Source organism: Escherichia sp. E4930 (assembly GCF_005845405.1).
Taxonomy (GTDB): Bacteria; Pseudomonadota; Gammaproteobacteria; order Enterobacterales; family Enterobacteriaceae; genus Escherichia.
This window is the reverse complement of sequence record NZ_VCDZ01000002.1, coordinates 286,433-299,260: the sequence shown is the minus strand read 5'-3', so window position 1 is coordinate 299,260 and position 12,828 is coordinate 286,433. Positions and strand designations below refer to the sequence as shown.

Sequence of the window (12,828 nt, the reverse complement as noted above, 5' to 3'; positions counted from 1 at the left end):
GGTTTATTGCATCGTTCCCTTTTGCCTGGCCGTTGTGGCACCGTAATCATTGATAGTTTGATAAGTAATTTCACCGGCTAACGTCACTGGTGAAGACACTGTTACGTCACTTTTCGGTGGAACAAACGCATTAGGTAATTTTGCCCCTTGCACCCTGATTCCAGTCACCGTCAGATAATAGGGAGAAGGGTTAATGACTCTCAGCTGTTTACCTTCGTATTTAAATCGCAGCATATCCCGTGCTTTACCAGCTTGAACGGGTAAATTAGTCGGACGGTAAAATAATTTAATTCTGTTTTGTAACGCCAGTTGTAACGTGTTTTTCTGGGTATTCTTCTCATCCGTTGGCGGAATCGCTTTCACATTCATCCAGAATAATGTTTCGCGATCAGTCGGTAACTGTGATTTACCAATAAACATTATCCTCAATGAGGCTTCTTTTCGCGTTGGCAACATAAATAAAGGAGGCGTAACCACAAAATCCTGACTTTTTTTACTGCTTTGATTGTCATCAATCCATGACTGGATTAAATAGCTGGTGTTAGCCCCACCATTCTGTACACTTAACGTAATTTGCTGACTGTCAGATGGATAAACCAGACGCGTAGAACCAAGACCGAAGCCACCCGCAGCAATAGCATTGATAGATATGGCGGATAGCAAAAATAGAGCACCGGCCCTTATGACATAATGAGCCTTCTGCAAAGAATTAATGTTTCTATTCGTAAAACATTTATTTTTTGAAATCCATCTCATACTGCATCCTTGTAGATGAAATTAATTGTAATTACTGATACGTATCTATTTATTATAAATAAACACGTAATATTAATTTCAGGCTACAAATAGCTGTAACCTGAAATTATCTTGCTGTAATTATTCGTACAGCACAACGAAACTTGCCGTAGCTTTCACCAGACCTGGTGCAACGGTACTACCGTTCTGCGCATAGCCCGCAGTAAATGCCGCAGTATAATCATGTTTGGCTGCATCGCCAGGAATCACGTAAGCTGCCGAAGAACTACTTCCCTGAGGAGTTTGTGTATTCAGTTTAATCAGACCATCAGCTGTCGTGTTTTTAGAATAAATACGAATCCCAACACCTGTTGCACCTGCTTCGCCAGTACTATCAGCATCAGCGGCCCCTTCAACTTCATTGGCAAGCGTCTGGTTGGCACTGTCTGCTACGCCTGTAAAACGAAATTCAATGTTTTGACTGTCCGTATTGCTACAGTCGGTCAGTTTAATGTTGAAGTCAGTCTGGTTACTGGCGCCCGTTGCTTCGGTATCAATGCCCGTGAAAGCGTTAGAAGGTACGACTGGCAGTACCACTTCAATCTGTTTTGATTCTGTAGCAACCTTACACGTCGCTTTAACCACTCGACCAGTAAATCGAATGTTTCCGCCCATCGCATCAGTGTTGTCATCCATATTGGTGAGTTTTGGATAATCAACGGTGCTCCAGTCTGTATCCGCACCACCAAATTGTGATGCATCGCCTGGCGCAGCAGTTACCGCAGTTGACATCAGCATACCTGATGCAAGTAAAACTACGGATAAATTAGATAGATTGAATTTCATTTATACCTTTCCTTTTGTTAAAAAATCCAAGCAATATTGGCGATTATTTTTACATTCAGCTTTAACAAATCACATTATTTAAATGAATAAAGCTGGTGTGGTTAATCCCAGAAAAATTAAGAGATAGAATGGCTGGAAAATATTATATGAGCTGCTTGGTAATGTAACTAAAAGAATCAATGCTCGCAATAATTGACTTTATATAAAAATACAGTCATTTGAAAACAAAGGAGTTTATTTTATAAAGAAGAACTGAGGAGTGAGTAAATATATAAACACGACAAATGATTTATTATTTATTTATAATGTTCGTTATATGTAATATTCCCTGATGAGATACCTTATTAATAAATAATAAATATTAATTATATATTGATAGCATATGTAAATTTTCATGACATTTTGTTTATCTGATATAAAAATGCCGTGTGCCCATTAACGATAGCTTTATGGGAACACACGGCAGTTATCACTTTACGAACTTACAATCTCACTGGATCAATATGCCAGATATGATCGGCGTACTCTTTTATCGTACGGTCTGAAGAGAAGTAGCCCATATTGGCGATGTTCAGCATCGCTTTGGCAGTCCACTCTTCCTGACGCTCGTAGAGTTCGTCGACTTTATCCTGACAATCGACATAGCTGCGATAATCCGCCAGCACCTGATAGTGGTCGCCAAAGTTGATCAGCGAATCAACCAGATCGCGATAGCGTCCCGGATCTTCCGGACTGAATACACCGCTGCCGATTTGCGTCAGCACCTGATGCAGCTCTTCATCTTTCTCGTAGTATTCACGCGGTTTGTAACCCTGACGACGCAGTTCTTCCACTTCTTCCGCTGTGTTACCAAAGATAAAGATATTGTCATCACCGACATGATCCAGCATTTCGACGTTCGCACCGTCCAGCGTACCGATAGTCAGCGCACCGTTAAGGGCAAACTTCATGTTACTGGTGCCGGAGGCTTCCGTCCCCGCCAGCGAAATCTGTTCAGACAGATCGGCCGCCGGAATGATCAACTGTGCCAGACTAACGCTGTAGTTCGGGATAAACACCACTTTCAGCTTGTCGCCAATCTGCGGATCGTTGTTGATCACTTTAGCTACATCGTTGATCAAATGGATAATGTGCTTCGCCATGTAATAAGCCGAAGCGGCCTTGCCACCAAAAATATTCACGCGCGGCACCCAATTAGCATCCGGATCGGCCTTGATACGGTTATAACGAGTGATAACGTGCAACACATTCATCAATTGACGTTTGTATTCGTGAATACGTTTGATCTGCACATCAAACAGCGCCTTCGGATTCACCACCACATTCAACTGCTGGGCGATGTACTCGGCCAGACGTTTTTTGTTATCCAGCTTCGCCTGATGCACCGCATGGTTGACCATCGGGAAATCACAATGCTGTTGCAGCTCGCTCAGCAGGCTAAGGTCGGTGCGCCAGTTACGGCCCAGGTGTTCGTCCAGCACAGCTGAAAGCGATGGGTTCGCTACCGCCAGCCAGCGACGCGGCGTCACACCGTTGGTAACGTTGGTGAAACGACCCGGGAAGATTTTCGCAAAATCAGCAAACAGCGACTGCACCATCAAGTTAGAGTGCAACTCTGAAACACCGTTAACTTTATGACTCACGACAACCGCCAGCCAGGCCATCCGCACACGACGCCCGTTGGATTCATCAATGATTGACGCCCGTCCCAGCAGGTCAGTGTCGTTCGGATACTGCTCTTGCAAGGTTTTCAGGAAATAGTCATTGATTTCAAAGATTATCTGCAAGTGACGCGGCAGAATTTTACCCAGCATATCGACCGGCCAGGTTTCCAGCGCCTCGCTCATCAGCGTGTGGTTGGTGTAAGAGAAGACCTCGCAGCACACTTCAAAAGCGTCATCCCAGCTGAATTTATGCTCATCAATCAGCAGACGCATCAGCTCAGGAATCGACAGCACCGGATGGGTGTCATTGAGATGAATCGCGATTTTATCTGCCAGATTATCGTAGGTTTTATGCAGCTGATAATGGCGGCTTAAAATGTCCTGAATGGTCGAGGAAACCAGGAAGTATTCCTGACGCAGACGCAGTTCACGCCCGGAATAAGTGGAGTCGTCCGGGTACAGTACGCGGGATACGTTCTCGGAGTGGTTTTTGTCTTCCACCGCCGCGAAGTAGTCCCCCTGGTTGAATTTACCCAGGTTAATTTCGCTACTGGCTTGTGCGCTCCACAAACGCAGGGTATTAGTTGCGTCAGTGTCATAGCCGGGGATTATCTGGTCATAAGCAACGGCCAGAATTTCTTCAGTTTCAATCCAGCGAGTTTTCTTGCCTTCTTGCTGAATACGTCCACCAAAACGCACTTTGTAGCGCGTATTGTGTCGTTTAAATTCCCACGGGTTGCCGTACTCCAGCCAGTAGTCCGGTGACTCTTTCTGACTGCCGTTAACGATGTTCTGCTTGAACATGCCGTAGTCGTAACGAATACCGTAGCCGCGACCTGGCAACCCTAAAGTCGCCAGTGAATCCAGGAAGCAAGCTGCCAGGCGTCCCAGACCACCGTTCCCGAGGCCCGGGTCATTTTCTTCATCAATCAACTCTTCGAGATTTAACCCCATCGACTCCAGCGCCCCCTGAACATCGTCATAAATACCTAACGACAACATGGCGTTGGAGAGAGTACGGCCAATCAAAAACTCCATCGACAGATAGTAAACCTGACGAGTTTCTTGCGACAGCTGGGCACGGTTCGAGCGCAACCAGCGCTCCACGAGACGATCGCGCACAGCAAATAACGTTGCGTTCAGCCATTCATGTTTATTGGCAACGACAGGATCCTTGCCAATCGTAAACATCAGCTTATAAGCGATAGAGTGCTTAAGAGCTTCTACGCTAAGGGTGGGCGATGAATATGTAAACGGAGCATTCATATAGGCGTTTCCTGAAAACTATTTCAAGCGATAGTAAAGCTCACGGTACGACTTCGCCGCGACCTGCCAGCTAAAATCCATTGCCATAGCCTGACGTTGCACAAACCGCCACAATGAAGGGCGGGACCACAGAACAAAAGCGCGTCGAATAGCCCGTAACAACGACCAGGCATTACTATCTTCAAAGACAAACCCACTGGCGACGCCATCTGCAAGGTTCTCAAGAGAACAGTCAGAAACCGTATCAGCAAGCCCACCGGTACGCCGCACTAACGGCAGCGTGCCGTACTTCAATCCATAAAGTTGCGTTAAGCCGCACGGTTCAAAACGACTGGGCACCAGAATGACGTCCGCGCCGCCCATAATGCGATGCGAAAATGCTTCGTGATAACCAATCTGTACACCAACCTGACCGGGGTGTTCCGCTGCTGCAGCAAGGAAACCTTCCTGCAATACCGGATCGCCCGCGCCGAGCAGCGCCAGTTGTCCGCCCTGTTCCAGAAGGCCCGGTAAGGCTTCTAACACCAGATCCAGGCCTTTCTGGCTGGTCAGACGGCTCACCACTGCAAAAAGCGGCACTTTATCGTCAACCTTAAGCCCCATTGCGATTTGCAACTGGCGCTTATTCTCCGCTTTATCCTCCAATGAATCGCGGGTGTAACGCGAGGCTAAAAGTAAGTCCGTCTCTGGACTCCAGATTTTCTCGTCCACGCCGTTTAGTACGCCGGAAAGTCGTCCTTCACGATGACGCTGCTGAAGTAAACCTTCCATACCGTAGGCAAACTGTGGTTCAGTAATCTCGCGAGCGTAGGTCGGACTAACCGCTGTAATATGGTCAGCGTAATACAGTCCGGCTTTCAGGAAAGAGATTTGCCCGTTGAACTCCAGCCCGTGAACATTAAAGAATGACCACGGCAGTTGGATGTCATTCATGTGATGTGCATAAAACATGCCTTGATAGGCCAGATTGTGCACAGTAAACACAGACTTCGCCGGACGCCCGCGTGCCGCCAGATACGCAGGCGCAAGGCCTGCATGCCAGTCGTGCGCGTGCACTACATCAGGGCGCCAGAATGGGTCCAGCCCACTGGCCATTTCTGCCCCGACCCACCCCAACAGCGCAAAACGCAACACGTTGTCGGTGTAGGCAAATAAGTTGGTATCGTGATACGGGCTTCCGGGACGATCGTAGAGATGCGGCGCGTCAATCAGGTAAATACCAACCCCGTTATAATGTCCGAACAGCAGCGTGATATGCCCGGCAAAGGTATCACGACGAGATACCACCTGCGCATCGGTCACGCCACGGCGAATATCGGGAAATGCAGGCAACAGTACGCGAGCGTCAACGCCGTCTGCGATTTGTGCTGCGGGTAATGCCCCAATAACATCAGCCAGACCGCCGGTTTTAAGCAGCGGGAACATCTCTGAACATACATGTAAAACCTGCATTATCGCTCCTGTTTATACCCTAACTTCCGTAGCATTTCGCGCGTAACCAGCACGATGCCTTCTTCTGAACGATAGAAACGACGTGCATCTTCCTCTGCATCCTCACCAATCACCATGCCTTCCGGAATGACACAAGCGCGGTCAATGACACAGCGGCGCAGACGGCACGAGCGACCTACCCATACTTCCGGTAACAATACGGCGGAATCAATGTTGCAGAATGAATTAACACGAACGCGTGAGAACAGAACGGACTGCACCACCACTGAACCAGAGATTACACAACCGCCGGAAACCAGTGAGTTAAGGGTCATCCCATGACTACCGGAGCGATCCTGAACGAATTTCGCTGGTGGCAATGATTCATTGTAGGTGCGAATTGGCCAGTTGCGATCGTACATATCCAGTTCCGGCACCACAGAGGCCAGATCAAGGTTCGCTTTCCAGTAAGCTTCCAGCGTACCCACATCGCGCCAGTACGGCTCGGCGTCCGGGTCAGACTGTACGCAAGAGAGAGGGAATGGATGCGCATAAGCCAAGCCTGCTTCGGTAATTTTTGGAATCAAATCTTTACCAAAGTCGTGGCTGGAATTTTCATCACGATCGTCTTCTTCCAGCAATTCATATAGATAGTCGGCGTCAAAGACGTAGATACCCATACTCGCCAGAGATTTGCTCGGATCGTTTGGCATTGATGGCGGGTTAGCCGGTTTTTCAACAAATTCGATAATTTTATCGTTTTCATCGACTGCCATAACGCCAAATGCAGAGGCTTCTTCAATCGGTACTGGCATACAAGCAACAGTACAACGCGCACCTTTTTCGACGTGGTCGATAAGCATTCGCGAGTAGTCTTGCTTGTAGATGTGGTCACCAGCCAGGATCACCACATACTCCGCTTTATAGCGGCGGATGATATCGAGGTTTTGAGTGACCGCGTCTGCGGTACCGCGATACCAGTTTTCCCCTTTCATTCTCTGCTGCGCGGGCAGCAGGTCGACAAACTCGTTCATTTCTTCATTGAAGAACGACCAGCCGCGCTGAATATGCTGCACCAGGGTGTGAGACTGGTACTGGGTGATCACGCCCATACGACGGATCCCAGAGTTGATGCAGTTGGACAGCGCAAAGTCGATAATGCGGAACTTACCGCCGAAGTGTACGGCAGGCTTTGCTCTCTTATTGGTTAAATCCTTCAGGCGAGTACCACGTCCTCCCGCCAGTATCAGGGCAACAGATTTCAATGGCAGCTGGCGCGCCAACATTAAGTGATCGTTCTTCTCTAAACTAACCATGACTAACTCCTTTTTTATCATCTCTGGAACACACACAATCCGTGTGCAGGTCCCGGCCAGACAGCCGTAATCACTGGGTTATCCTCTCCAGCGAATGGGGGAATGGCGTGCCACTCCCCAGCAGGTAAAACAATCTCTGTTACCTCAAGCGTGGCGTTTATTGCGATCAAAAAACGATCCGAAAGCAAAATTTGCAGCTGCTTTGGCCCGTTTTGCCACTCATCCGAGCTTAAAGGTTGAGCATATCGATTCAGCCAACGGACATTGCCATCGCCTTCTTCCCACCAGCGATCCTCTACCAAAGCAGGAATGCGCTTGCGCAGATGGATTAACGCGGCGGTAAACGCCGTTAACCCACTGCTTGCCTGCGACCAGTCCAACCACGTTAATTGGTTATCCTGACAGTAGGCATTGTTATTGCCATGCTGGCTGTGACCATGTTCATCACCTGCCAGTAACATCGGCGTACCCTGGGAGAGCAACAACGTCGTTAACAGGGCGTGAATGCTGTCGCGCCGCCGTTCAATCAAATCAAGAGTACCGCCTAACCCTTCTTTACCATGATTGTTACTGTAATTGTTGTTGGTCCCGTCGCGATTTTCTTCTCCATTTGCTTCATTGTGTTTATGGTTGAAACAAACGCAGTCGCGAAGCGTAAAACCGTCATGCGCAGTGACGAGATTAATCGCAGCACTCGGCAGACGGCCATTACGTTTAAAAACATCGCTGGAGGCGGCAAAACGGCCGGCAAACTCACCCAGCGACAGGTTATAGTGCAGCCAGAAACGGCGTGCGGCGTCGCGGAAATGATCATTCCACTCGGCAAACAGCGGTGGGAAATTGCCCACCTGATAGCCGCCGGGCGCGATATCCCACGGTTCGGCAATTAACTTCACTTGCGAAAGCACTGGGCAATTCTGGATAGCCGTAAACAGCGGCGCATCCTGACGAAACTCCGGTGTTCGTCCCATGACTGCTGCGAGATCGAAGCGGAAGCCATCAACGTGGCAGGTTTCTACCCAGTAGCGTAGACAGGCGCTGGCGTACTCCACTACCGCCGGATGGCTCAAATTGAGCGTATTACCACAACCAGTCCAGTTGTGATAATCGCCGTCGTCTCTTATCCAATAATAGCTACGGTTGTCGATCCCGCGCAGTGAGAATACCGGGCCGTCCAGGTCCAGTTCCGCACTGTGGTTGAGTACGATGTCGAGAATGACTTCAATACCCGCCTTGTGCAGGGCTTTCACTGCGTCGCGGAACTCGTCCAACGCCGTTTCGGGCGAGCTGGCATATGCCGGATGCAGCGCAAACAGCGCCACCGGATTGTAGCCCCAGTAGTTACTTAACCCCATGCGTTGCAGGCGCGGTTCACTGGCAAACTGCGCCACTGGCAACAGTTCCAGCGCGGTAATGCCCAACAGTTTTAAATAGTTGATCATCACCGGATGGCCGAGCGCTTTATAGGTGCCGCGGATCTCAACCGGGATCTCCGGATGCAGATAGGTTAATCCTTTGACATGGGCTTCATAAATGATGGTGCTGCCCCACGGCGTGCGCGGCGGGGCATCATCCTCCCAGTCATAGTGATCGACCACCACCACGCATTTCGGCGCAATGGCGGCGTTGTCACGATAATCAGGTTCATTATGGCCTGCATGCAGCAGCGGGTTATCTTTAAACTCACCCTCAATTTGCCGCGCGCAAGGATCAATCAACAACTTCGCCGGGTTAAAGCGATGCCCCACGGCAGGTTGCCAGGGGCCATGTACGCGATACCCATAGTGCAAACCCGGGCGCGCATCCGGCAAGTAACCGTGCCAGACATCGCCGCTGCGTCCTGGCAAGTCATACCGGTGTTCTATGCCCTGAGCGTCAAACACACATAGCTCTACCCGCTCAGCATGAGCAGAAAAGAGCGTGAAGTTGACGCCCTGGCCATCATAGTGCGCGCCAAGGGGAGCAGGTTTGCCAATGGCGAGTTGTGTCATTCTCCCTCCCGCACCAGCCAGATAGTAGCCAGCGGTGGTAGAGTAAGGCTCAATGAATGCTGACGACCGTGGCTGGCGATCTCATCGCTATGTACCGCGCCGCCATTGCCAGCATTGCTGCCGTGGTAGTGCATGGAATCGGTGTTGAGAATCTCACGCCACTTACCTGGCTGATTAATGCCAAAGCGATAATCATGGCGCGGCACCGGCGTAAAGTTGCTGGCAACGATAATTTCGTTACCCTCTTTATCGCGACGCACAAAGATCAGCACCGAGCGTTCATGGTCATCCACCACCAGCCATTCAAAGCCGTAGGCGTCGAAATCCAGCTCGTGCAGAGCTTTGTGGTGACGATAAGTATGGTTCAGATCGCGTACCAGTCGCTGGACACCATGATGCCAGTTGTCGCCACCTTCCAGCAGATGCCAGTCGAGGCTGGCATCGTGGTTCCACTCACGCCCTTGGGCAAATTCGTTACCCATGAACAACAGTTTCTTGCCCGGGAACGCCCACATCCAGGCATAGTAGGCTCGCAGATTGGCAAACTTCTGCCATGCATCGCCTGGCATCCTGTCGAGAATCGATTTTTTGCCGTGCACCACTTCGTCGTGCGACAGCGGCAGAACGAAGTTTTCAGTGTAGTTGTAGAGCATCCCGAAGGTGAGTTTATTGTGGTGGTATTGACGATAAACCGGGTCGAGCTTCATGTAATCCAGAGTGTCGTGCATCCAGCCAAGGTTCCACTTGTACCAGAAGCCCAGACCACCAATATCCTGCGGGCGGGAAACGTTCGGGAAGTCGGTAGACTCCTCCGCCATCGTTACTGCACCAGGAACTTGTTCACCGATAATACGGTTGGTATTGCGAAGGAATTCAATCGCTTCCAGATTCTCGCGTCCACCATACTCGTTCGGGATCCACTCACCTTCTTTACGGCTGTAATCACGATAAATCATCGAAGCAACCGCATCGACACGCAGCGCATCGATACCAAAACGCTCGATCCAGTACAGCGCGTTACCAACAAGGAAATTGCTGACTTCGCGACGACCATAGTTGTAGATCAGGGTATTCCAGTCCTGATGGTAGCCTTCACGCGGATCGCTGTGTTCATACAGATTTGTACCGTCAAATTCGGCAAGTGCAAAGTCATCTGTTGGGAAGTGACCCGGCACCCAGTCGAGAATCACGTTCAAACCTGCTGCGTGGGCGGCATCAATGAAATAGCGGAAATCATCGCGAGTGCCAAAACGGCGAGTTGGCGCATACAAACCTGTCGGCTGATAGCCCCAACTGCCATCGAATGGATGCTCGTTAATTGGCAGCAGTTCGAGGTGGGTAAAGCCCATCCATTTAGCGTAAGGCACCAACTGATCGGCAAGTTCGCGGTAGCTTAACCAGAAGTTGTTGTCGGCGTGACGACGCCATGACCCCAGGTGAACTTCATAGATAGAAATTGGCGCATCAAACTGATTCGCTTTTTTGCGCTCTTCGGTCTGCACGACCTTTTCAGGCAGTCCGCAAATAAGGGAAGCGGTTTCCGGGCGCATCTGTGCTTCGAAGGCATAAGGATCAGACTTCAAACGCAGATTGCCATTGGCATCAATCATTTCGTATTTATAGAGCTGACCGTTATGCGCGCCAGGGATAAACAGTTCCCAGATGCCGCTCTCTTTACGCAGGCGCATCGGGTGACGACGACCATCCCAGTAGTTGAATTGCCCAACAACCGAGACACGGCGGGCATTTGGCGCCCAGACAGAAAAACGCGTGCCGGTAACGCCATCCATAGTATCTGCGTGCGCACCTAAGGTTTCATACGGGCGCAGGTGGGTACCTTCAGATAACAGCCAGGCGTCCATTTCCTGGATTAAAGGGCCAAAACGGTAAGGATCATCAATCAGATTCTGCTGGCCATGCCAGACAACCGCCAACTGATAGCGGAAAAAATTTTTACGCCGAGGAACGACGCCGCTGAAGAATCCACGAGAGTCGAGACACTCCAGTTTAGCGACTTTGCGTCCAGTTTTTGGTTCAATTACCCACACATCGGTGGCGTCAGGTAAAAGGGCACGGACTTCCAGTCCCGCTGTGGTTTTATGCATTCCAAGTACGGAAAAAGGATCCGCAAAATGACCTGAAATTAGCGCGTTAATCACGTCTCTATCGATACGATCGGACATGCTTGTCTTCCTGTTTTATTGTGTCACCCCATCCAACTAATTTTTGACATCTGGTTGTGACATTTTTTTGACCTGAACGGCGCAGCACTCTGTGCATCCTCTCTACGCCGTCCTCACTTCAGGTAAGGCATTGAATACGTATGTATCCCGCCACCCTTAAAGAATAGCCAATGCTCTATTTAACTCCCGGTAAATCATGAAACATCTGCGCTTACTCCTGTACTACGCACTAAAAGGGGCAGCATTACGCCCCAAATTTAATGAATAAACATTACGCCAGTTGACGAAGCATCCGGCGTAGCGGCTCCGCGGCCCCCCACAGCAGCTGGTCGCCCACGGTAAAGGCTGACAGGAACTCAGGTCCCATATTCAGCTTACGCAAACGGCCTACCGGCGTGGTCAGCGTACCGGTGACGGCAGCTGGGGTTAGCTCACGCATAGTGATTTCGCGATCGTTTGGAACCACTTTTGCCCACGGGTTATGGGCCGCCAACAGTTCTTCCACGGTCGGAATAGACACATCTTTTTTCAATTTGATGGTGAATGCCTGGCTGTGGCAGCGCAACGCCCCGACACGCACACACAAACCATCTACCGGAATAACGGAAGATGTGTTGAGAATCTTGTTAGTTTCCGCCTGCCCTTTCCATTCTTCGCGGCTCTGACCGTTATCAAGCTGTTTGTCGATCCACGGAATCAGGCTGCCTGCCAATGGCACGCCAAAGTTATCCACTGACAACTCGCCGCTGCGGGTTAAGGTCGTGACTTTGCGTTCAATATCGAGAATAGCAGAGGACGGTGTCGCGAGTTCATCCGCCACATGGCCATACAGTTGGCCCATCTGGGTTAACAACTCACGCATATGTCGCGCACCACCGCCGGAAGCCGCCTGGTAGGTTGCAACGGAAACCCAATCAACAAGATCATTGGCGAATAAACCGCCCAACGACATCAACATCAGGCTTACGGTACAGTTACCGCCAACAAAAGTCCTGATGCCTTTATTTAATCCATCAGTAATGACGTCCTGATTGACTGGGTCAAGAATGATGATGGCGTCATCTTTCATGCGCAGAGACGATGCTGCGTCAATCCAGTAACCTTGCCATCCGCTCTCACGGAGCTTTGGATAGATTTCGTTGGTATACTCGCCGCCCTGACAGGTTACGATGATATCGAGAGCCTTCAGCGCCTCCAGATCAAAGGCATCCTGAAGTGTGCCAGAAGCACCGCCAAAGGAAGGCGCAGCCTGACCAGACTGTGAAGTCGAAAAGAAGACAGGGCGAATGGCGTCGAAGTCGCGCTCTTCAACCATGCGTTGCATGAGAACGGAGCCGACCATACCGCGCCAGCCGATAAAACCAACATTTTTCATAAGCGTTTTTTCCTGCAAAGA

The 12,828-nt window shown here is 50.0% G+C and carries 8 protein-coding genes; all 8 read right to left on the bottom strand.

What is annotated here, in order from left to right:
• Positions 1 to 3: 3 nt before the first annotated feature.
• The 8 genes from FFT88_RS02545 to asd all read right to left on the bottom strand — a co-directional run bounded on the left by FFT88_RS02545 (position 4) and on the right by asd (position 12,807).
• The gene (locus FFT88_RS02545) at positions 4 to 756 is read right to left on the bottom strand and encodes a fimbria/pilus periplasmic chaperone (RefSeq protein WP_135405488.1); all 753 of its coding nucleotides are present in this window, start codon (positions 754 to 756) and stop codon (positions 4 to 6) included.
• 120 nt (positions 757 to 876) lie between these two features.
• Positions 877 to 1,581, bottom strand: coding sequence for a fimbrial protein (locus FFT88_RS02540; protein ID WP_135405487.1), 705 nt, complete (start codon positions 1,579 to 1,581; stop codon positions 877 to 879).
• A 482-nt stretch (positions 1,582 to 2,063) separates the two neighbouring features.
• Positions 2,064 to 4,511 carry a glycogen phosphorylase gene (glgP, locus tag FFT88_RS02535; protein ID WP_130221371.1) on the bottom strand — a complete coding sequence of 816 codons (2,448 nt, stop codon included), beginning with the start codon at positions 4,509 to 4,511 and terminating at the stop codon, positions 2,064 to 2,066.
• A gap of 18 nt (positions 4,512 to 4,529) precedes the next feature.
• On the bottom strand, positions 4,530 to 5,963 hold the full coding sequence (gene glgA / locus FFT88_RS02530; protein WP_135405486.1) for a glycogen synthase GlgA: 1,434 nt from the start codon (positions 5,961 to 5,963) through the stop codon (positions 4,530 to 4,532).
• Positions 5,963 to 7,258: a glucose-1-phosphate adenylyltransferase gene (glgC, locus tag FFT88_RS02525; protein WP_130217714.1), complete on the bottom strand. Its 1,296-nt coding sequence runs from the start codon at positions 7,256 to 7,258 to the stop codon at positions 5,963 to 5,965. The genes glgA and glgC overlap by 1 nt, the downstream gene beginning before the upstream one ends.
• A gap of 17 nt (positions 7,259 to 7,275) precedes the next feature.
• Complete coding sequence (gene glgX, locus FFT88_RS02520) at positions 7,276 to 9,249, bottom strand: glycogen debranching protein GlgX (RefSeq protein WP_135405485.1); 1,974 nt, start codon at positions 9,247 to 9,249, stop codon at positions 7,276 to 7,278.
• Entirely contained in the window at positions 9,246 to 11,432 is a 2,187-nt protein-coding gene (gene glgB, locus FFT88_RS02515; protein WP_135405484.1) for a 1,4-alpha-glucan branching enzyme, read from the bottom strand. The genes glgX and glgB overlap by 4 nt, the downstream gene beginning before the upstream one ends.
• Positions 11,433 to 11,703: 271 nt before the next feature.
• Positions 11,704 to 12,807 carry an aspartate-semialdehyde dehydrogenase gene (asd, locus tag FFT88_RS02510; RefSeq protein WP_130217716.1) on the bottom strand — a complete coding sequence of 368 codons (1,104 nt, stop codon included), beginning with the start codon at positions 12,805 to 12,807 and terminating at the stop codon, positions 11,704 to 11,706.
• Positions 12,808 to 12,828: the final 21 nt, after the last annotated feature.

Bases quoted from the DNA above. Each gene is read 5' to 3' on its own strand.
- FFT88_RS02545 (WP_135405488.1), bottom strand. From the start codon at position 756: ATGAGATGGATTTCAAAAAATAAATGTTTTACGAATAGAAACATTAAT.
- FFT88_RS02540 (WP_135405487.1), bottom strand. From the start codon at position 1,581: ATGAAATTCAATCTATCTAATTTATCCGTAGTTTTACTTGCATCAGGT.
- glgP (WP_130221371.1), bottom strand. From the start codon at position 4,511: ATGAATGCTCCGTTTACATATTCATCGCCCACCCTTAGCGTAGAAGCT.
- glgA (WP_135405486.1), bottom strand. From the start codon at position 5,963: ATGCAGGTTTTACATGTATGTTCAGAGATGTTCCCGCTGCTTAAAACC.
- glgC (WP_130217714.1), bottom strand. From the start codon at position 7,258: ATGGTTAGTTTAGAGAAGAACGATCACTTAATGTTGGCGCGCCAGCTG.
- glgX (WP_135405485.1), bottom strand. From the start codon at position 9,249: ATGACACAACTCGCCATTGGCAAACCTGCTCCCCTTGGCGCGCACTAT.
- glgB (WP_135405484.1), bottom strand. From the start codon at position 11,432: ATGTCCGATCGTATCGATAGAGACGTGATTAACGCGCTAATTTCAGGT.
- asd (WP_130217716.1), bottom strand. From the start codon at position 12,807: ATGAAAAATGTTGGTTTTATCGGCTGGCGCGGTATGGTCGGCTCCGTT.